The sequence below is a fragment of the Streptomyces sp. BPTC-684 genome (assembly GCF_030028635.1).
Lineage (GTDB): Bacteria > Actinomycetota > Actinomycetes > Streptomycetales > Streptomycetaceae > Streptomyces > Streptomyces noboritoensis.
The window spans coordinates 53,584-72,891 of the sequence record NZ_CP124863.1; the positions used below are offsets into that span (position 1 = coordinate 53,584).

The window sequence follows — 19,308 nt, forward strand, 5'->3', positions numbered from 1 at the left end:
CCCAGAACGGACAGGACCGAACCGAGATGGCCGACGACTTCAGTTCCGTGTTCGAGCCCCCACTTGACCAGTTGCCCGACATCGACGACCTCGTCCGCGCGACCATGGAGTGGCACTTCTCGCCGCTGACCGGCAGCCCGTACTGGGTCGAGCGCGCCAAGGGCTTCTCCTTCGACCCCCGCACCGACGTCCAGTGCCTCGCGGACCTGCGCCTGTTCGCGGACGTGCCGGTCGACTGGAGCCAGATACCGGCCCACCAACTCGTGCCGCGCGGCAGCACGCCCGGAGTGCGGTACGGGATCTACGAGTCGGGCGGGGCCACCGGTGCGCCCAAGCGGATCGTGGACGCGACCTCCCGGCGCCGCAACGTCCAGTGGCAGAGCCTGCTGCTCGACGAGCAGGGCTTCCCCTCCGGCGAGGGCAACTGGCTGCACATCGGCCCGACGGGCCCGCACGTCATGGCCAAGAACATCACCACCCTCTCCGAACTGCGCGGCATGCTCTGCTACTTCGTCGACCTCGACCCGCGCTGGGTGCGGCGCTGTGTCAGCGAGGGCCGCCAGAGCGAGTTCCGGCGGTACGTCGACCACATCCTCGACCAGGTCAAGGACGTGCTGCGCACCCAGGACATCCGCGGCATCTCCACCACCCCGCGCATCCTGGAGTCCATCGGCGCCCGCGAGGACGTGTTCGCCCTGCTGCGCGAGAGCGTGCGCGGCATCATCTGGGGCGGCACCAGCATGGACGGCGAGACCCTGCGCCTGATCGACGAGGAGTTGTTCCCGCAGGCCAAGCTGGCCGGTGCGTACGGCAACACGATGATGGGCGTGGCGCCGCAGCGCACCCCCGTGCCCGGCGACGCCGCCCCGTGCGTGTTCCGCCCGTTCTACCCGTACACCGTGGTCGAACTCGTCGACCCCGCACAGACCGACCGGATCGTCGCCGACGACGAGGAGGGCCGGGTCGTCATCACCGTGCTCACCCGGGACTACTTCACCCCGCCGACCCTGGAGCGGGACGTGGCCACCCGCCGGGCCTCGGTCGACGGGTTCCCCGGCATCGAGCTCTCCGGGGTCCGCCCCTACGAGTCGGCGAGCACCTCCGTGATCGAGGGGGTCTACTGATGGCCGAGGCCAAGGACCTCCACGAGATCCCGCTGATCCGGGCGGGCCTGCCCAGGCACTCGGCCGAGCGCGCCGAACTCGCGGGCGTCGACGGCACGTCGCTGGCGCTCGTCCACCTCGCCCCGCCGCTCCTGGCGCGCCTGACCGTCGCGGACGCGCGGGCCGGGGCCGAGCGCACACCGGAGCCGGAGCGCATCGCGGCGGCGGGCGAGCTCTTCGAGACGGCGACGCTCAACGGGCTCTCCCCGCAGGCCTACTGCGAGCTCCAGTCCCGGGTCGCCGGGGTGCCCGTCGCGGTGGCCCGGCACTCGCTGCACGACGTCGCGGAGACGTTCGCGGGCGTGGGGGCGCGGTTCCTGGCCGAGCGCCCGGCCGGCGCCTCGGCCGCGCCCGTGCCCGGGGAGATCTCCACGGTGTGGACGCGGCGCGGCGATGTGCTGGCCGTGATCGCGCCCAGCAACAACCCCGGTACGCACACCCAGTGGCTCACCGCGTTGGCCTGCGGGTACCGGCTGGTGGTGCGGCCGGGGACGCGGGATCCGTTCACCCCGGCCCGGATGATCGCCGCGCTCCTGGACGCGGGCGTCGCCCCGCACTACCTCTCGCTGCTGCCCGGCAGCCACGCCACCGGGGACGCGCTGGTCGAGGCCGCCGATCTGAGTCTGGTCTTCGGCGGGGACGCGGCGGCCCGGCGCTACGGCGAGGACCGCCGGGTCATCCTGCGCGGCCCGGGCCGCTCCAAGCTGCTGCACACCGGCGAGATCACCGAGCAGACCGTCGACGTGATCTGCCGGTCGGTCGGCTACGACGCGGGGATGCGCTGCACCAACGCGACCGCCGTGTTCACCGACGCCGACCCGGCGGCCCTGGCGGCGGCCGTGGCCGAGCGTCTGGCACGGCTGACCCCGGCGCCGCCCCAGTCGCCCGACGCGCAGGTGCCGGTGCTGCCGCTCGCTCAGGCGCGGGCGCTGCGGGAGCACCTGGAGGGGCGGCTGGAAGGGGCCGTCGACGTGGCCGCGAAGCTCTACCCCGAGGGGCCGGTGGCGGACCTCGGCGACGGGTCGGGCGCACTGCGCCCCGCCGTGCTGCTCTGCGACCGCCCGGACCACCCCGGCGCCAGGATCGAGCTCTCGTTCCCGTGCGTGTGGATCCTGCCGTGGCGGCGCGAGCAGGGGTTCGGTCCGCTGCGGGACACCCTCGCGCTCACCATCCTCGGCGGCGACGAGCCGCTGGCGCGCGAGGCGCTGCGGGAGCGGTCGATCCGCAAGGTCCTGCTCGGCCCCATCCCCACGTACCAGGCGGGCCGGACCAGTCCGCACGACGGCTATCTGAGCCACGACCTGATGGAGGCCCGGGCCTTCGGCACCTCGGCCTGAGCGCGGCCCGCGCCGCGAAGGCGCACCGCGACCCCGCCCCACCCCGCTGCAACGACCCCTGGAGTGTGTGGAGATGACTCGAACCGTCCTGGTGACCGGTGGCGGCACCGGCATCGGCAAGGCGATAGCGGCGGCGTTCCTCGCCGACGGCGACCACGTCGTCATCAGCGGCCGCCGCGAGGACGTGCTGCTGCGGGCCGTCGAGGAGCTCGACGGCCATGTGACGGCGCTGCCCTGCGACGTCACCGACCCCGAGCAGCTGGAGGCCTTCCGCGAGCGGCTGCCGGACGTCCTGCACGTCCTGGTCAACAACGCGGGCGGCAACCGGGAGTTCGACGCCCCGCCCCCGGGCGATCTGCGCAGCCTCGCCGAGCGGTGGCGGGCCAACCTGGACGCCAATCTGCTCGGCGCCGTGCTGACCACGGCCGCCGTGGACAAGCAGCTCGTCTCCGGCGGGGCCGTGGTGAACATCAGCTCCTTCGCGGCCGACCGGGGCGCGGGCTCGTACGGCGCGGCCAAGGCGGCCATGAACAGCTGGAACATCTTCATCGCCCGCCAGCTCGGGCCGCGCGGGGTGACCTGCAACGTGGTCGCGCCGGGCTACGTGGAGAAGACGGAGTTCTTCCGCGACCGCCGCTCGGAGCAGTTCCACGAGGCCCGGGTGGCGGAGACCATGGTGGGCCGGGCCGGACAGCCGCAGGACATGGCGGAGGTCGTACGGTTCCTGGCGTCGCCCGCCGCCCGGCACATCACCGGACAGGTCGTCCGCGTCGACGGCGGCGTGATCCCGACCCGCTGAACGGCGAACCGGTGCGGGCGGGCCACCCGGCTGAGCGGTCTCGGGGAAGTGGGGTGCGTTTCCGCGTCGTCCGGTGCGGTGCATCGGCGTACTGCCGTATCGCCCTCGTACTGGACGTACTTGGGTGATGCGGCAGTGCGGCGAGGTGCCGTGCCGGGCGGCGTGGGGGCGTGCCCCACTTCCCCGAGACCGCTCAGGCCCGTACCGGCCCTCTACGATGGGGACATGAGCGCGAGCAAGCACCTGTCAGATGCGCACTCCCCGCACCCGCACACCACTGGCGAGGACGAGCGCCTGGACGTCGCGGTCGCCGTGCTGACGCTGCTCGCGGACCGCACCCGGCTCGCCCTGCTCAAGGAGCTCGGTGCGGGCGACGCCGATGTCACCACCCTCACCGAGGCCTGCGGGGCCGCCCGCCCGTCGGTCAGCCAGCACCTGGCCAAGCTGCGCCTGGCCGGGCTGGTGGCGACCCGCAAGGACGGCCGCCGGGTGGTCTACTCGCTGCGCCACGGCCATCTGCGGCGGCTGGTCGACGAGGCCCTGAACGTGGCCGACCACCAGCTCGGCGCCCTCCCGCCGCACGACTGACGCCGGCACCGCCCGTCCCGGGGCCTTGATCCGGCCAACATGTGCATAGGTACGCACACATTGGTTACGATGGCAGTCCCAGCACCTTCTCGCGCCCCGGGACGGGTCCCATGCTGTCCGTACTGCGCAACCGCACCTACCGCCACCTGTTCACCGCCCAGGTCGTGGCGCTCCTCGGCACCGGCCTCGCCACCGTCGCGCTCAGCCTGCTCGCGTACGACATGGCGGGCGGCCACGCCTCGGCCGTCCTCGGCACCGCGCTCGCGATCAAGATGGTGGCGTACGTGGGAGTGGCCCCGCTGGTGGGAGCCTGCGCCGACCGGATCCCGCGCCGGACCCTGCTGGTGGCGACCGACCTGACCCGCGCGGCCGTGGCCCTGACGCTCCCGTTCGTCTCGCAGGTCTGGCAGGTGTACGCGCTGATCTTCCTGCTCCAGGCCGCCTCGGCTGCGTTCACCCCGGTCTTCCAGGCGACCGTGCCCGAAGTGCTGCCCGCCGAGCGCGACTACACCCACGCGCTGTCCCTGTCCCGCCTCGCCTACGACCTGGAGAGCCTGCTGAGCCCCGCGCTCGCCGCGCTGCTGCTCACCGTGGTCTCCTACCACTGGCTCTTCGCGGGCACGACCCTCGGCTTCCTGGGCTCCGCGGCCCTCGTGGTGTCGGCCGTGCTGCCCCGGCCGACCCCGGCGGCACGCACCACGAGCGCGTACGCCAAGGCCGCGTCCGGCACCAGGCTCTTCTGGGCGGACCCCCGGCTGCGGGCGCTGCTCGCCCTCGACCTCGCGGTCGCGGCGGCGGGCGCGATGGTGTTCGTCAACACGGTCGTCGTGGTCAGGGGCCACTTCCACGAGCCCGCAGGCGCGGTCTCGCTCGCCCTCGGCGCGTACGGGATCGGCTCCATCGCCGCCGCGCTGTGGCTCCCCCGCCTCCTGGCCCGGGCGAGCGACCGCGCGGTGATGCTCCCGGCGGCCTACGCCCTGCCCGGCGTCCTGGCCGCGGTGGCCGCCACCACCCTTGCCCCGGCCGGGAGTTGGAGCTGGGCCGGGATCCTGCTGACCTGGGCGGCGATCGGCGCGGCGAGCTCGGCGGTGCTGACCCCGGCCGGCCGTCTGATCCGCCGCCGCACGGCCACGCCCGACCTCCCGGCCGCGTTCGCCGCCCAGTTCTCCCTCTCCCACGGCTGCTGGCTGCTGACGTACCCGCTCGCGGGGTGGCTGGCGGCGGGGGCGGGGGTGCCGGTGACGGCGGGGGTGCTCGGGGTGATCGCGCTGGGGGCGGCGGGGGCGGCGACGGTGGTGTGGCCGGGGGACGCCGCGCCGGAGCGCGCCGCGGCGGAGACGGAGCGCGCGGTCATCAGCGCCGCCGGGAAGGCGCGTTGACGATGTAGTCCACGGCCTCCCGCACGGTCAGTACGCCCATGACGTCCTCGTCGGGGATGCGGAGGTCGAAGCGCTCCTCGGCCGCGACCACCACCTCCACCATCGACAGCGAGTCGAGGTCCAGGTCCTCGTTGAAGCGCGCCCCCATCCGGACGTCCTCAACGGGGATCCCGGCGATCTCGTTGATGATCTCCGCAAGGCCGTCCAGGATCTCCCGACGGCGGTCGGACCCGCTCTCGTCGGCCTGCTCGGCCCGCTCCCCCGCCCGTGAGGCCGTGTCGATCAGGCGCTGGTCGGGGTGGTTGAGGAAGGACTGGAGGAGGAACCAGAACGCGTCGGGGTCCATCCAGTGCAGCTCGTCGAGGGCCGCGTCGACCGCCCGGCTGTCCCGGGTCTCGTGCCAGACGACCAGCGGGGCGAGGACCTGCGCGGGGGCCGTCGGGTTGCCGCGCAGCACCCGGCAGAGCGCCTCCAGAAGGTCGGCGAGTGAGGTCTGCGCCAGTTGCTCCTGGTGCTGGTACACCTCGAACTCCTCGGCCAGCCGCGCCACCGGCACGCGCTCCAGGCGCGCCACGAGCGTGTCGACGCCGCTCACCCGCGCCTGTCTGACCTGCTCGCTCTCCCAGATCCAGAGCACCAGTTGCTCGGGGTGGGCCAGCGCCAGGGCCTCGCGCTCTTCCATCTGGTGTCCGGCCCGACCGGCCGTACGCAGGCAGAAGTGGACCCATTCGTAGCCGCCCTCCTGCGGGCCGCGCCGCAGGCCCGGCGAGCCGAGGACCTGGCGGCCGATCTGCCACAGGTCGGCCATGGTGGAGCCGAACAGGTAACCCCGGGACGCCTCCTTGAGGCTGTTGAGCCGGGGCCCGGGAACGCCCTCCACCTTCATCCGCTCCCACACGACGTACAGCAAGGCCTCGCCTCGCGCCCCCGACGGCCCGGCCGCCTCACGCTCCCGGCCGATCCGCTCGTACAGATCCCGCAGGAACAGCCGGTCCTGTTCCAGATCGGCCTCCCTCCGCAGCCTGATCGCCCGGACGCGCTCGCGGCAGCGCTCGGCCGCCCGCCCCGGCGCCGCGGCGAACACCTCCTCGCACGCGGCCAGCCACGGCAGTTCCGTGTAGGCGGTCCTCCGGGTCGCCTCCAGTACGCCGAGGACCGCGTCCGGCAGGCTCCCGTGCGAGGCGTGCACGGCGGCCAGGCGCGCGACGTGCTCGGCCGGCAGCCCCGGGCCGCCCTCCGGAGTGCCCACCAGCAGCCGTGCCGCGAGCTTCACCGCCTCGCCGTCCGGGCGGGCGAGCAGCAGCCCGACCTGCTCCGCGGCCACCTCGGGCGGCAGCCGCAGCAGGGTGCGGTGCGCCGTCGCCCGTACCGTCGCATTCCCGTCCCACAGCAGCCGGTTGAGGCACCGCAGCACGCGCACCCCACCCGTGGCCGCGAGCCGGTCCAGCTGATCGGCGACGATACGGCGTACGAAGTCGTGCTCCTGCGAGGCGAGTTCGTCCACGAAGTCCCAGAACCGAGCTTGATGCGCGTCCAGCTGGAAGACGAGCTGGGTGCCGATGCCCCGCCACTTCCAGTCACGCTCCAGCATGGCCCGGATGACCGCGACGTGCGCCTCGTCGGCCGCCCTGCGGTCCTCCAGGCGCAGCACCAGGAACTCCAGGGCGCCGCGCAGCGTGGCGAATCCGGGCTCCTGCGCCATCAGGACGAGCGCGTCGGCGGCGATGTCGTCGGGGTGCTTGGCCTCCCAGCCGTGGTCGAGGTAGAGGCTCAGCGCCAGCACGTACTCCGCGAAGCGGTCGTAGATGAAGACGACGTTGCGCACCCCGATCTCGTCGTCGATGCTCTCCTCGAGGATGATCTCCTCGTCGATGACCCGGCTGTAGAGCGAGTCGCTGCTGTCGAGCTCGGCCGCCGTGGCGCGCAGGGTGGCGGCGACGGCGCTGCGCGGCACCGAGGTGGAGCGGCTCTGCCGCATCAACCGGGCGACTTCCAGCACGAGTTCGGCCACCGCGCCCTTGCCCTTGAGCGAGGTGGCGTACGCGACCTGCTCGACCTTGCGCTCCCAGAACAGCTTGAAGAGGCGGAACAGCCGGAAGTCCTCGACCACACCGATGTCGCGGTCGCGGTACGCCTCGCACAGGATGCGCAGCACCAAAGCGTGCCGGCAGCGCTCGGCGGCCTCGCCGCGCAGCTGCCCCCGGATGCCGAAGGCGTTGAAGTAGGCGGCGGCGATCTCGGGGAAGGAGGCGAGGGGGAAGAGCGGCACGTCCTCGACGCGGGTCGCCGGGGTGGCCCTCGGGCCGTTCTGCACGGGCTCGCGCTGCCAGACGTAACTGGCCCAGAACGGGGCGCGGTAGAACTGCCAGAAGTCGGTGCGGCAGGTGACCACCACCTTCACCCCGGCGCTCTCGGCCTGCCGCAGCAGCTCGTGCAGCGCCGCCTTCATCGCGTCCGGCTTGGCCGGGGACTCGTTGATCGCGTCCAGGAGCAGCAGCGGCGGGCGGCCGGGCGCGGCGGTGCGGGCGAGGTCCGCGAAGCAGCCGGGCCAGTCGGCGCCGTAGCCGAGGCGGGTCGCGATCAGGCTGAGCAGCCCGTGCGGCTCGGAGACCGGGACGCGCGCCGACATCAGCAGCACCGGCGAGTCGTCGAGGCGGCGCTCGGCGAGGGAGCAGAGCAGATTGGTCTTGCCCCGGCCGGGCTTGGAGACCACCAGCAGACAGGTGCTGTCGTTGGCCAGGAACTCCTCGACCCGGTCCTCCAGTTCGTGGTGGCGGAAGTAGAGCTCGCGCAGGTACTTGGAGCCGATCTCGGATATCTCCCGCAGGGTGGCGCGCCGGGCCCGCTCGCGCAGCCCCGCGAAGGGGGTGCCGGTGGCGGTGAGCGCGTCGAGGCCGGCGGGGTCGAGCCGGGCGACCTCGTCGGCGAGCCGGTCCATCGCCTCCTGGCGGTCCACGCCGACGACGCCCACCGCGGCGAGCGCGCGCACGAAGTCCGCGAGGGCGCGCGGGCCGTCCAGGGCGATCCGTTTGACGACCGTGTTGAAGAAGAAGACGGTGGTGGTGCCGGGGGCGACGTGCAGGAGCGCCTCCCCGTATCCGGCGCTCTCCAGGAGGAACGCCCGCTGCCCGGGGTCGTTCATACCGGGCAGCGTGGCGAGGGTCTGGATGAGTCTGCCGCGCAGCCCGTCGCGGTCGGAATCTGACATGCCGGTCTCCCCCGGGTGCGCCGGGCGCTCAGCCGAGCCGGGAGCGGACGTCGGGCGGGAGCTCCCGCAGGATCCGGCTCAGCAGGATCCCCTCGTTGCGGTAGTAGTAGCTGCCGGTGGCGGGTTCCTGGAGGTTGCCGCCGGCGTGGTGGACCGCGCAGACCCGCCAGTCGTCGGTGAGTACGGGTGCGCCGGAGGAGCCGGGCAGGGTGGCCGTCACGTACTGGACGACGTCGGTGTCGACGTACTCCACGAAGTTGCTCTGGAACGCGATCTGCTTGGGCCGCCCGGCGGGGTGCTGCACGATGTTGACGCGGTCGCCCTGCCGGGGCGGCGCCCCGGATATCTCCAGGTGCCCCCACTCGCTGCCGGGGCTCTCCGCGAGCTCGACGAGCGCGAAGTCGCAGCGCGCGTCGGCGAGATACAGTCGGCCGGTGGCGCGGGCCTCGTGGACCGGGCGCGGCCGTCCCGCCGAGTCGTCCTCGTAGTTGAAGACGAAGCGGGCGCCGTCGAGCAGATCGGCGTGCGGCAGTACGTGTTCGTTGGTCAGCAGCAGGTCGTCGGCGACCAGGAAGCCGGTGCCGGTCCAGCGGCCGGTGCCGTGCTCGACCACGATCTGGCAGACCGGGCGGGCGGCGGCCAGGGCGAGCTCCAGGAAGTGGACCGGCCGCAGCGTATTGGCGGCGATGATCTTCTCTTCGAGCCCGCCGGGGCTGGTGGCGCCCTTCCAGGCGGTGACCGCGGGGGCCGGGGAGACCGGGACCATCATGCGGTGGCGCAGCAGCAGGGCGGCGATGAAGTCCTGCTGCTCCTTGCCGGTGAGGGTGGCGATCAGATTGAGCAGGAGGCCGAGGGCCTCGTGGTCGTAGGAGAGCCTGCCGTACGCGGAGAGGTGGGTGACGACGCGGCTGACCGCGACCAGCGTGGGGCCTTCGAGGTCGATGTGCGGGACGAGGTCGCCCAGACCGGCCAGATTCAGGATCTCGGCGCGCCCGGACGGGGAGCCGAGGACCGGCACGGCGGCCAGCAGGGTGACGAGCCGCTGACGCTCTTCCACGGTTAACTCGACCATTGCTCCCCCTTGAGCCGCGCCGGAGTTTCCCCATCGTGCCAGCGCGGCGGCGCTTTCGCGGGTGGTCCGCGAAGCTCGGGCCGGGGAAATCCGGGGCGCGGGCCCCGGGAAAGGGGACCGCCCCGGCCGGGCGTGGTGCCGGCCGGGGCGGTACGGGTGCCGCTGTCGGATCAGGCCAGGGTCGCGAGGGCCTGGTTGAAGGTCGTCGACGGGCGCATGACCGCCGCCGCCTTCGCCGGGTCGGGCTGGTAGTAGCCGCCGATGTCGGCCGGGGAGCCCTGGACCGCGATCAGCTCGCCGACGATGCTCTGCTCCTGCTCGGCCAGCGTCTTGGCCAGCGGCGCGAACGCCTCCGCGAGCTGCGCGTCGTCGGTCTGCTTGGCCAGCTCCTGGGCCCAGTACAGGGCCAGGTAGAAGTGGCTGCCGCGGTTGTCGATGCCGCCGAGCTTGCGGCTCGGGGACTTGTCCTCGTTGAGGAAGGTGCCGGTGGCGCGGTCGAGCGTGTCGGCCAGGACCTGGGCGCGCGCGTTGCCCTTGGTCGTGGCGAGGTGCTCGAAGCTGGCGGCGAGGGCGAAGAACTCGCCCAGGCTGTCCCAGCGCAGGTAGTTCTCCTTGACCAGCTGCTGGACGTGCTTGGGGGCGGAGCCGCCGGCGCCCGTCTCGAAGAGGCCGCCGCCGTTCATCAGCGGCACGACCGAGAGCATCTTGGCGCTGGTGCCCAGCTCCAGGATCGGGAACAGGTCGGTCAGGTAGTCACGGAGCACGTTGCCGGTGACCGAGATGGTGTCCAGGCCCTTGCGGATGCGCTCCAGGGAGAACTTCGTGGCCTCGACCGGCGACAGGATCTCGATCTGGAGACCGTCGGTGTCATGGTCGGCGAGGTACGTCTTGACCTTGGCGATCAGCTGCGCGTCGTGCGCGCGCTCCGCGTCGAGCCAGAACACGGCCGGGACACCGGTCGCGCGGGCGCGGGTGACGGCGAGCTTGACCCAGTCCTGGATCGGCAGGTCCTTGGCCTGGCACATCCGGAAGATGTCACCGGCGGCGACCGGCTGCTCCAGGACGACGTTGCCCTCGGTGTCGACGACGCGGACGGTGCCCGCGGCGGCGACCTCGAAGGTCTTGTCGTGGCTGCCGTACTCCTCGGCCTTCTGCGCCATCAGGCCGACGTTCGGGACCGAGCCCATGGTCGCCGGGTCGAAGGCGCCGTTGGCGCGGCAGTCGTCGATGACGACCTGGTACACACCGGAGTAGCTGCTGTCCGGCAGGACGGCGAGCGTGTCGGCCTCCTGGCCGTCCGGGCCCCACATGTGGCCCGACGTGCGGATCATGGCCGGCATCGAGGCGTCGACGATGACGTCGGACGGCACGTGCAGGTTGGTGATGCCCTTGTCGGAGTCGACCATCGCGAGGGCCGGGCCCTCGGCGAGCTCGGCCTCGAAGGACGCCTTGATCGCGTCGCCCTCGGGCAGCGCGGCGAGGCCGCCCAGGATGGCGCCGAGGCCGTCGTTGGGCGACAGACCGGCCGCGGCCAGCGTCTCGCCGTACGCCGCGAACGTCTTCGGGAAGAACGCGCGCACCACGTGGCCGAAGACGATCGGGTCGGAGACCTTCATCATCGTGGCCTTGAGGTGCACCGAGAACAGCACGCCCTCGGCCTTGGCGCGGGCGATCTGCTCGGTCAGGAACTCGCGCAGCGCGGCGACGCGCAGCACGGAGGCGTCGACGACCTCGCCCGCGAGGACCGGTACGGACTCGCGCAGCACGGTGGTGGTGCCGTCCTCGGCCGCCAGCTCGATGCGGAGCGAGCCGGCGCCGGAGACGACCGCGGACTTCTCCGTGGAGCGGAAGTCGTCGGCGCCCATGGTCGCCACGTTCGTCTTCGACTCGGGGGTCCAGGCGCCCATGCGGTGCGGGTGGGCCTTGGCGTAGTTCTTCACCGAGCCGGGGGCGCGGCGGTCCGAGTTGCCCTCGCGCAGCACCGGGTTCACGGCGCTGCCCTTGACCTTGTCGTAGCGGGCGCGGACGTCGCGCTCCTCGTCGGTCTGCGGGTCGTCCGGGTAGGCCGGCAGCGCGTAGCCCTGCGCCTGCAGCTCGGCGACGGCGGCCTTGAGCTGCGGGATCGAGGCCGAGATGTTCGGCAGCTTGATGATGTTCGCGTCGGGCGTCTTCGCCAGCTCGCCGAGCTCGGCGAGGGCGTCGTCGATGCGCTGCCCCTCCTGGAGGTACTCCGGGAAGTGGGCGATGATCCGCCCGGCCAGCGAGATGTCCCGCGTCTCCACAGTGACCCCGGCCGTCGAGGCATACGCCTGGACCACAGGCAGGAACGAGTACGTCGCCAGCGCGGGCGCCTCGTCAGTGTGGGTGTAGATGATGGTCGAGTCAGTCACCGGGTGCTCCACTCCACGTATGCAACATTGCTCGACATCAAGATATCTCGTGACGGACCCGGGCCGGACAGGGGCCCGGCCCGGCGGAACCCATGAAATTCCCCGCCCGAACGCACGGAAAGCCGCCTTCTCCGATGGAGAAGACGGCTTCCGACCTGCGAAAACGCTGGTCGGGACGACAGGATTTGAACCTGCGACCCCTTGACCCCCAGTCAAGTGCGCTACCAAGCTGCGCCACGTCCCGATGCCCGTCTGACCTGGGGTTTCCCCCGGCCGAACCAGCACGAGAACAATACCGCACTTCGACCGGTGGTCACGAACCCCTTTCGGCCGCCCGGTCCGGCGGGCCGCCTCAGCGGACCTGACCGGCCGCGAAATAGGCCGCGAGCTCCGGGTCCAGCGGCTCGACCCGCCGGGGCGTGCCGCCGTCGCGCAGCGACATGGTCGCCTGGTAGCCCGCCGCCACGGCCATCCGGGCGGCCACCGGCGAGGTGTCGGTACGGCCGCCCTCGCGCACGAAGCGCAGGAACTCGTCGATCAGGAGCGGGTCGGCCCCGCCGTGGCCCGAATCGTCCGCGGCGGACGGCACCTCGTGGACCTCGTCGGGCTCGTCGCGGAAGTGGGAGCGCCGGGCGTTCCACACCTTGACCCGGCTGCCCGGCCCGTCGCCGAAGTTCTCCAGACGGCCCGCGTCGCCGATCACCGTGTAGTTGCGCCAGTAGTCGGGGGTGAAGTTGCACTGCTGGTAGGCGGCGAGCACACCGTTGTCGAGGCGCATGTTCAGGAGCGAGACGTCCTCGATGTCGATCACCGGGTTCAGGGCGCGCTGGGTGTGCGGCGGCCAGTGGCCGTCCTTGGTGTACCAGTCGTCCGCCTTGGGCTCGCCCTGTGCGCGCCGGTGCGGGTTGTCCCCGTAGACCATGAGGTCGCCCATCGCCTGGACGTCGCGCGCGTAGCCGCCGGCCAGCCAGTGCAGTACGTCGATGTCGTGGGCGGCCTTCTGGAGCAGCAGACCGGTGGTGTTCGCGCGCTCGGCGTGCCAGTCCTTGAAGTACCAGTCGCCGCCGTAGCCGACGAAGTGGCGGATCCAGACCGTCTTGACCGTGCCGATCGCCCCGCGCTCGACGAGGTCCCGCATCAGCCGGACCACCGGCATGTGGCGCATGTTGTGGCCGACGTACAGCCGCGCCCCGGTCTCGTACGCCGTGCGCAGGATCGTGTCGCAGCGCTCGACCGAGATGTCCAGGGGCTTCTCGACGAAGACGGGCTTGCCCGTCCGCATGGCCGCGCAGGCGATGTCGGCGTGGGTGCGGTCGGGGGTGAGGACGAGCAGCGCGTCGAGGTCGGGGTCCTCGACGACCTTGCGGTGGTCGCCGGTCATGGCGGCGCCGGGGAAGGCCCCGGCCGCCTCCGCTCTGGCCCGGGGGTCGGGGTCGGCGAGCGCGGTCACGGCGGAGCCGCGGCCCGGGCGGTGGGCGACGCGGGCGAGACTGCCGCGCAGGCCGAAACCGAGGACGCCGATACGGAGGTCGGTCATGGTCAACTTCCTTACGTTCTTGGCCTGGTGGCCCGGCGTGCCGGGTGGTCCGCTGCCCGATGATGACATCGGCGCCCGATCCGGTACCGCACGCCGGACCACGCGCCTGGGACAACTGTTTCGCGCCGCCGCCACCTGGCGGCACTCCAACGCGCCGGTCCGGAACAGCGCTTCACCCCTCGCGGGAGGAAGCGATCAGGTTCGCACAGGCGGAGGCCGTACGGCGGGCGGGCCACGGGCGTCCGCATGCGGTCAAGCCCGGCGCCCAATCGCATCCCGGGGCGCTCCTCGATGCCATCCCCGTGCACATCCGGGACCGAATCCTGTCCCTCAGTGCCGTTTGCCCACGAAACCTTTGCCCTTGGCATGTGGCAAGGAGACGAGACCGGGGAATGCCAACCGAGTGGAACCGGGGAGGCCAACCTCACAGAACACGCCAGTAGTCAAACGTCAACACGCCGCGTTTCGGCCAAAGTTGACAAGGATGTTGAAGCGCCACTGAATGATCAACAACATGATGAGGTCGGCCTCTTCGGGACGGGGACCACTGCCGATGCACCACCTGCTCGAACACCGTTACGAGCAGGCGTTTCGCGGAGGAGGGCTCGCCATGGACGGATACTTCAGCAGCCGCCCGCACCACCAGCTACGGGAGTGTGTACGGGAGTTCGCGGAGTGCGAGATCCGGCCCCGGATAGCGGCGATGGAGGCGGCGCGTTCCGTCCAGTACGACCTGTCCCGGCTGATCGCCCGGCAGGGCTGGATAGCCGCCACCGTCAGCCCGTCGTACGGGGGAATGGGCGTCGGACACCTCGGGAAGACCATCATCATCGAGGAGTTGTCCCGGGTCAGCGGCGCCATGGGCGCCATGGCACAGGCCTCCCAGCTGGGAGTGGCCAAGATAGTCCACTTCGGCAGCGAGGAGCAGAAGAAGCACTGGCTGCCCGCCGTCGCCGCCGGTGACTGCCTTCCGACGATCGCCGTGACCGAGCCCGAGTCCGGCGGCCATGTGCTGGGGATGACGGCGAGCGCGGTCCGCGACGGCGACGACTACGTCCTCAACGGCCGCAAGGTGTACGTCGGCAACAGCCACGTCGGCGATGTGCACGGCGTCGTCGTCCGCACCGGCCCCGGCTCCCGGGGGCTGACCGCCTTCCTCGTCGAACCGGACCGGCCCGGGTTCTCGCTCGGCGCCGAGCGCGACACGATGGGCCTGCACGGGTTCAGCTTCGGCGAGCTCTACTTCGACAACTGCCGGGTGCCGGTGGAGAGCCGGCTCGGCGAGGAGGGCGACGGGCTCGCCGTGGCCTACTCCTCCAGCGTGCTGTACGGCCGGGCCAATCTGACGGCCGTCTCGCTCGGGATCCACCGGGCGATCCTGGAGGAGACCACCAAGTTCTGCACCGAGCGGATCCGCTACGGCAAACCGCTCTACGAACTGCCCAACATCAAGATCAAGCTGGGGCAGCTGCAGTCCCGGCTGATGACGGCCCGGCTCGCCGCGTACCACGCGGTGCACCTGCTCGACCAGGGCCTGCCCTGCGACGCCGAGCTGATGAACGCCAAGGTGGTCAACGTGGAGTCCGCGCTGGACTCGGCGCGCGCCGCCATGGAGATCCACGCGGCGGCCGGTCTCTTCACCGACCGCCCGATCGAGCGGTACCTGCGGGACGCGCACCACATCTTCGCCCCGGCCGGCACCACGGACGTCCAGCTGCTGCGGCTGGCCGAAGTGGCGCTGGGCACGACGAAGGGCCAGTGGTCACAGCGGCTCTCCGACGTCGTCCGCACGGAGGAATTCGCGGCGGCCCACTGACCGCACGGGAAACGGGAGGGCGGCGGTCAGAAGCCGCCGTCCTCCCGGCGGTGGATCTGCTCGATCAGCTCGGCCGCCATCGACTTGATCGTCTCCAGACCGGCCCGGCCCCACGGCCGCGGCTCGGTGTCCACGACACAGATGGTGCCGAGCGCGATACCGGTCCGGTCGATCAGCGGCGCGCCCAGGTAGGAGCGGATGCCGATCTCGTCGACCACCGGGTTGCCCGCGAAGCGCGGGTAGTCGCAGACGTCCTCCAGGACCAGGGCCTTGCGGCGCACCACCACGTGCGGGCAGTAGCCGTGGTCGCGGGCCATGAACCGGCTCACCCCGCCCGAGTTGGCCACCGCGGTCAGATCGGTGCCCGCGTGCGCCCCCTCCGGGGTGTGCAGCCCGGCGAAGAACTGCTGGTTCTCGTCGATGAAGTTGACCATCGAATAGGGCGCCGCGGTGACCTCCGCGAGTTTGTGGGCGAACTCGTCGAAGGCCGGATCGGGCTGCTCCCCCATGCCGAGCTGGCGCAGCCGCTGTACGCGGACGGGCGCCTCCCGGTCGACGGGGGTGAGCAGCAGATGGCCGGTCGGGTCGTACGTCATGTGTGCGCTCCATGGCTGGTGGCGGCCGGGAAGGTGGACAGCAGGTGCTGGACCAGGGTGACCAGGGTCCCGATCCCGGAGCTGCCGATACGGGCGTCGCACAGCACGACGGGAACCTCCGGTTTGAGGTCTATGGCGGACCGGACCTCCTCCGGGGTGTAGCGGTAGGCCCCGTCGAACTCGTTGACCGCGACGAGGAAGCCGATCCCGCGCCGCTCGAAGAAGTCCACGGCGGAGAAGCAGTCCTCCAGGCGCCGGGTGTCCGCGAGGATCACCGCGCCGAGCGCGCCCTCGGAGAGCTCGTCCCACATGAACCAGAACCGCTCCTGCCCGGGCGTGCCGAACAGGTACAGGACGTGCCGCTCGTCGAGCGTGATGCGCCCGAAGTCCATGGCGACCGTCGTGGTGGTCTTGGACTCCACCCCTTCGAGGCTGTCGTGCGCCACGCTGACGGTGGTGAGCAGCTCCTCGGTGGAGAGCGGTTCGATCTCGCTGACCGCGCCCACGAAGGTCGTCTTGCCGACCCCGAAGCCGCCGGCGACGAGGATCTTCAGCGCGGTGGGGAAGAGATCCACGGCGGGGCTGACGTCAGAGCCGTCGTCGTAGGCCATCGAGCACTGCCTCCAGCAGAGAACGGTCGGTGGGGGTGTGGTGGAAGCGGGGCGCGCGGGCCGTCACCGCCCCGCAGTCCACCAGGTCGGACAGCAGCACCTTGGTGACGACGGCGGGCAGCCGCAGATGGGCCGCGATCTCCGCGACCGAGGTCGGCCCCTCGCACAGCCCGAGCGCCTGGGAGTGCTCGGGCCCGAGGTGCGTCTGCGGCGGCTGCCCGGTCGCCATCACCTGGGAGAGCAGGTCCAGCGTGGCGGTGGGCCGGGTGCGGCCGTTGCTCACGGTGTACGGGCGGATCAGCCGCCCGGCCGCGTCGTCGAGCCATGGGCCGTCCTGCGGGGCCGGCACGCTCAGTGCCTCGTGCCGCTCGGTGTCCCGGCGCCTTGCCGGGCCGGCGTCACGAGGTAGGGCCGTACGCTCTTCACCAGCATCGCCATCTCGTACCCGAGCACCGCCGCGTCGGCCTCGCGTCCGGCGAGCACGGCGAGACAGGTGCCTGAGCCGGCCGTGGAGACGAACAGCAGCGTGGAGTCGAGCTCCACCACCACCTGGCGGACCTCGCCGCCGTCGCCGAAGCGCGCGCCCGCGCTGCGGCCCAGCGAGTAGAGCCCGGAGGCCAGGGCCGCCATGTGGTCGGCGCTGTCGACGTCCAGACCGTGCACGGACTTCACCAGCCCGTCGGAGGAGAGCAGGACCGCGTTGCGTGTGTAGGGCACCCGCTGGACCAGTCCACTGAGCAGCCAGTCGAGGTCCGAGACGTGTCCGGTGGGCGCATCGCTCGCCATGGTGCATCTACTCCTTGGAGTGTTCGGCGTCAGTTTCTGCCTGGGGGTGGTGTAACGGCTGTGCGGGGTGAGACGGGTGGGGCTGCGGTACGGCGGGGCTGTCGTGCGGGGCCGGCTGCGACTCGGCGAGGCCGATGCCCCGCTGGAACGCCGCCATCAACCCCGGGTCGTGCAGGGCGTGTTCGTCCTCCTTGCGCGCGGCGGGAGCGTCCCGCAGCTGCGGGACGAGGTGCTCCTGGCTGCGGCGCCGGGGAAGGTCGGGCCGGGCCGCGCCGCGCACCGTACCGTTCGCCACGGGTATCGGGGGCACCGCGGCCTCCCCCGTGCCCCGGTGGCCGGGGACGGCGGCGGCCGGGTTGGGCCGCTCCTCGTGGGCGGCGCGCACCGGCAGCGGCGTCGTGCCCTGCGTGGACGCGGTCTCGCCGTGCTGGGGCTGGCGGGGCAGCGGCGGCAGCGCGGTGCCGTGCGCGGGCGTGCGGTGTGCGGGCGGCGGCATCGGCGCGGCGGCCGGGGCGGGCGCGGGCGGCGGTGTCTGCGCGGTGGGGTGGGGCTGCGGGTGCGCCGGGAGCGGGGTCCTGGCGGGCTCCGGGAGGGGCTGCCGCTCGGCCGTCTGCCCCTCCTTGAGGCTCTCGGAGTCGGCGCCCAACAGGCCCTGCGGCAGCACCAGTACGGCCTGGACGCCGCCGTAGATGTTGGTCTGGAGCCGGACCGCGATGCCGTGTCTGCGGGCCAGCGCGGAGACCACGAACAGACCGATCCGCCCGTCCTGGAGGAGGTGGGCCACATTCACCTGATCGGGGTCGGAGAGCAGCGCGTTCATCTTGTTCTGCTCGGTGACGGGCATGCCCAGACCGCGGTCCTCGACCTCGACGGCGAGCCCGGCGGTCACCAGCTGGGCCCGCAGCAGCACCTGGGTGTGCGGGGCGGAGAACAGCGTGGCGTTCTCGACGAGTTCGGCGAGCAGGTGGATGACGTCGGCGACCGCGTGGCCGCGCAGGGTGCCGTCGATCGGGGGCACCAGCTTGACCCGGGGGTACTGCTCGACCTCGGCGATCGAGGAGCGCAGCACCTCGGTCATGGTCACCGGGTGGGACCACTGGCGGCGGGAGATGGCGCCGCCGAGGACGGCGAGGTTCTCCGCGTGCCGGCGGATGCGGGTGGCGAGGTGGTCGACGTGGAACAGGCCCTTGAGCAGCTCGGGGTCCTCGACCTCGTTCTCCAGCTCGTCCAGGAGCTGGATCTCGCGGTGGACGAGGGACTGGAGGCGGCGGGCCAGGTTGACGAAGACTTCGACCTTCTGCTCGTTGCCGACGCTGCTGGAGAGCTGCGAGGCCTGCACCACGGCGGCCACGGCCGCCTCGTGGGACCGGGTCAGCTCGTGTGCCAGGAGCTCGAACTCGTCGGCGCCGGGCGAGAGTTGGGCGGCCGCGCGACGGGCGGGCGGGCCCTCGCCGCGGCGCAGCCCCTCGACCACGGTGCGCAGGTCGGCGGCCGAGCGGGCGCTGCCCCGGCGCAGCCCGTTGGCGCGACCGAGCACGGTCTTGGCGGCCCGGTCGGCGCCCACCGCGGCGGCCGCCACGGACGCGACGGCGAGGACCGCCATGCCGCCGAGCGCCGCCCAGAGCATCTCCGAGGGGTGGGCGTGGGTGGAGTGGAGGGTGAAGACGACGGCGGCCGCGCCGCACACCACGGCGGCCACGGCGGGCAGCACCGCGGTGCGCAGCAGCTGGGGTCGTATGCGGCCCTCGGTGGACGGCCGCGGCCCGCTCGGCGGCCGACTCGCCGGAGCCGGGGCGCTCGCGGGGGCGGCCGGGGGCTGCGGCCGGTGTGCCGTACGTCCGTGCCGCCCGCCCTCGCGGCGTTCGGACCGCGCGGCGGGTGCGCGAAGATGAGACATCTGCGTCCTCGGTACGTGGGGTCCCAGAGATCGTGGTCCCGGGCCCAACTCAACCGATGCGGGCCCGCGTTGATCGTCGGCCACTCACAGTAGTGGTCAACCCCTCACCCTCGGTGCGCAGTTGGAAAA

Annotated in this window: 15 protein-coding genes and 1 tRNA gene; 6 read left to right on the forward strand and 10 right to left on the reverse strand. The window is 72.3% G+C overall.

Going from position 1 to position 19,308, the window contains the following annotated elements; genetic code table 11:
- Positions 1-26 precede the first annotated feature (26 nt).
- The 5 genes from QIY60_RS00260 to QIY60_RS00280 all read left to right on the forward strand — a co-directional run bounded on the left by QIY60_RS00260 (position 27) and on the right by QIY60_RS00280 (position 5,266).
- Positions 27-1,124, forward strand: a complete 1,098-nt coding sequence (locus QIY60_RS00260) for a phenazine biosynthesis protein (protein WP_283140513.1) — start codon at positions 27-29, stop codon at positions 1,122-1,124.
- Positions 1,124-2,500, forward strand: a complete 1,377-nt coding sequence (locus QIY60_RS00265) for an aldehyde dehydrogenase family protein (RefSeq protein ID WP_283140514.1) — start codon at positions 1,124-1,126, stop codon at positions 2,498-2,500. Before QIY60_RS00260 ends, QIY60_RS00265 begins: the two co-directional genes overlap by 1 nt.
- A 73-nt stretch (positions 2,501-2,573) precedes the next feature.
- Entirely contained in the window at positions 2,574-3,299 is a 726-nt protein-coding gene (locus QIY60_RS00270; protein ID WP_283140515.1) for an SDR family NAD(P)-dependent oxidoreductase, read from the forward strand.
- A gap of 225 nt (positions 3,300-3,524) precedes the next feature.
- Positions 3,525-3,887: a metalloregulator ArsR/SmtB family transcription factor gene (locus QIY60_RS00275; protein ID WP_283140516.1), complete on the forward strand. Its 363-nt coding sequence runs from the start codon at positions 3,525-3,527 to the stop codon at positions 3,885-3,887.
- A 110-nt stretch (positions 3,888-3,997) separates the two neighbouring features.
- Positions 3,998-5,266: an MFS transporter gene (locus QIY60_RS00280; protein ID WP_283140517.1), complete on the forward strand. Its 1,269-nt coding sequence runs from the start codon at positions 3,998-4,000 to the stop codon at positions 5,264-5,266.
- Here QIY60_RS00280 and QIY60_RS00285 read toward each other — a convergent pair.
- The 5 genes from QIY60_RS00285 to QIY60_RS00305 all read right to left on the reverse strand — a co-directional run bounded on the left by QIY60_RS00285 (position 5,241) and on the right by QIY60_RS00305 (position 13,473).
- Positions 5,241-5,477 (reverse strand): acyl carrier protein, encoded by a 237-nt coding sequence (locus QIY60_RS00285; RefSeq protein ID WP_283145771.1) that lies wholly within the window; start codon positions 5,475-5,477, stop codon positions 5,241-5,243. The genes QIY60_RS00280 and QIY60_RS00285 overlap by 26 nt on opposite strands.
- A 3,025-nt stretch (positions 5,478-8,502) precedes the next feature.
- Positions 8,503-9,546, reverse strand: coding sequence for a trypsin-like peptidase domain-containing protein (locus QIY60_RS00290; RefSeq protein WP_283140518.1), 1,044 nt, complete (start codon positions 9,544-9,546; stop codon positions 8,503-8,505).
- A gap of 170 nt (positions 9,547-9,716) precedes the next feature.
- Positions 9,717-11,936, reverse strand: coding sequence for an NADP-dependent isocitrate dehydrogenase (locus QIY60_RS00295; RefSeq protein ID WP_283140519.1), 2,220 nt, complete (start codon positions 11,934-11,936; stop codon positions 9,717-9,719).
- Between the two features lie 167 nt (positions 11,937-12,103).
- Positions 12,104-12,180: transfer RNA gene (locus QIY60_RS00300), tRNA-Pro, on the reverse strand.
- Between the two features lie 108 nt (positions 12,181-12,288).
- On the reverse strand, positions 12,289-13,473 hold the full coding sequence (locus QIY60_RS00305; RefSeq protein WP_283140520.1) for a Gfo/Idh/MocA family oxidoreductase: 1,185 nt from the start codon (positions 13,471-13,473) through the stop codon (positions 12,289-12,291).
- Between the two features lie 610 nt (positions 13,474-14,083).
- Between QIY60_RS00305 and QIY60_RS00310 the strand changes: the two genes are divergently transcribed.
- Complete coding sequence (locus tag QIY60_RS00310) at positions 14,084-15,289, forward strand: acyl-CoA dehydrogenase family protein (RefSeq protein WP_283140521.1); 1,206 nt, start codon at positions 14,084-14,086, stop codon at positions 15,287-15,289.
- A gap of 26 nt (positions 15,290-15,315) precedes the next feature.
- Here the strand turns inward: QIY60_RS00310 and QIY60_RS00315 are convergent, their stop codons facing one another.
- From QIY60_RS00315 to QIY60_RS00335, 5 genes are read right to left on the reverse strand one after another with little or no spacing between them, the layout of a single operon-like run.
- The gene (locus QIY60_RS00315) at positions 15,316-15,885 is read right to left on the reverse strand and encodes a GAF domain-containing protein (RefSeq protein WP_283140522.1); all 570 of its coding nucleotides are present in this window, start codon (positions 15,883-15,885) and stop codon (positions 15,316-15,318) included.
- On the reverse strand, positions 15,882-16,496 hold the full coding sequence (locus tag QIY60_RS00320) for an ATP/GTP-binding protein (RefSeq protein ID WP_101391063.1): 615 nt from the start codon (positions 16,494-16,496) through the stop codon (positions 15,882-15,884). The genes QIY60_RS00315 and QIY60_RS00320 overlap by 4 nt, the downstream gene beginning before the upstream one ends.
- Positions 16,474-16,845, reverse strand: a complete 372-nt coding sequence (locus tag QIY60_RS00325) for a DUF742 domain-containing protein (protein WP_067166125.1) — start codon at positions 16,843-16,845, stop codon at positions 16,474-16,476. The genes QIY60_RS00320 and QIY60_RS00325 overlap by 23 nt, the downstream gene beginning before the upstream one ends.
- Before the next feature lie 2 nt (positions 16,846-16,847).
- Positions 16,848-17,282, reverse strand: a complete 435-nt coding sequence (locus QIY60_RS00330) for a roadblock/LC7 domain-containing protein (RefSeq protein WP_101391062.1) — start codon at positions 17,280-17,282, stop codon at positions 16,848-16,850.
- A gap of 7 nt (positions 17,283-17,289) precedes the next feature.
- Complete coding sequence (locus QIY60_RS00335) at positions 17,290-19,179, reverse strand: ATP-binding protein (protein ID WP_283140523.1); 1,890 nt, start codon at positions 19,177-19,179, stop codon at positions 17,290-17,292.
- Between the last annotated feature and the right edge of the window lie 129 nt (positions 19,180-19,308).

What these genes read in the sequence shown, in the direction of transcription:
- QIY60_RS00305 (WP_283140520.1), bottom strand. Translation starts at nt 13,473, where the DNA reads ATGACCGACCTCCGTATCGGCGTCCTCGGTTTCGGCCTGCGCGGCAGT.
- QIY60_RS00280 (WP_283140517.1), top strand. Translation starts at nt 3,998, where the DNA reads ATGCTGTCCGTACTGCGCAACCGCACCTACCGCCACCTGTTCACCGCC.
- QIY60_RS00320 (WP_101391063.1), bottom strand. Translation starts at nt 16,496, where the DNA reads ATGGCCTACGACGACGGCTCTGACGTCAGCCCCGCCGTGGATCTCTTC.
- QIY60_RS00275 (WP_283140516.1), top strand. Translation starts at nt 3,525, where the DNA reads ATGAGCGCGAGCAAGCACCTGTCAGATGCGCACTCCCCGCACCCGCAC.
- QIY60_RS00270 (WP_283140515.1), top strand. Translation starts at nt 2,574, where the DNA reads ATGACTCGAACCGTCCTGGTGACCGGTGGCGGCACCGGCATCGGCAAG.
- QIY60_RS00330 (WP_101391062.1), bottom strand. Translation starts at nt 17,282, where the DNA reads ATGGCGAGCGATGCGCCCACCGGACACGTCTCGGACCTCGACTGGCTG.
- QIY60_RS00265 (WP_283140514.1), top strand. Translation starts at nt 1,124, where the DNA reads ATGGCCGAGGCCAAGGACCTCCACGAGATCCCGCTGATCCGGGCGGGC.
- QIY60_RS00310 (WP_283140521.1), top strand. Translation starts at nt 14,084, where the DNA reads ATGGACGGATACTTCAGCAGCCGCCCGCACCACCAGCTACGGGAGTGT.
- QIY60_RS00290 (WP_283140518.1), bottom strand. Translation starts at nt 9,546, where the DNA reads ATGGTCGAGTTAACCGTGGAAGAGCGTCAGCGGCTCGTCACCCTGCTG.
- QIY60_RS00315 (WP_283140522.1), bottom strand. Translation starts at nt 15,885, where the DNA reads ATGACGTACGACCCGACCGGCCATCTGCTGCTCACCCCCGTCGACCGG.
- QIY60_RS00335 (WP_283140523.1), bottom strand. Translation starts at nt 19,179, where the DNA reads ATGTCTCATCTTCGCGCACCCGCCGCGCGGTCCGAACGCCGCGAGGGC.
- QIY60_RS00260 (WP_283140513.1), top strand. Translation starts at nt 27, where the DNA reads ATGGCCGACGACTTCAGTTCCGTGTTCGAGCCCCCACTTGACCAGTTG.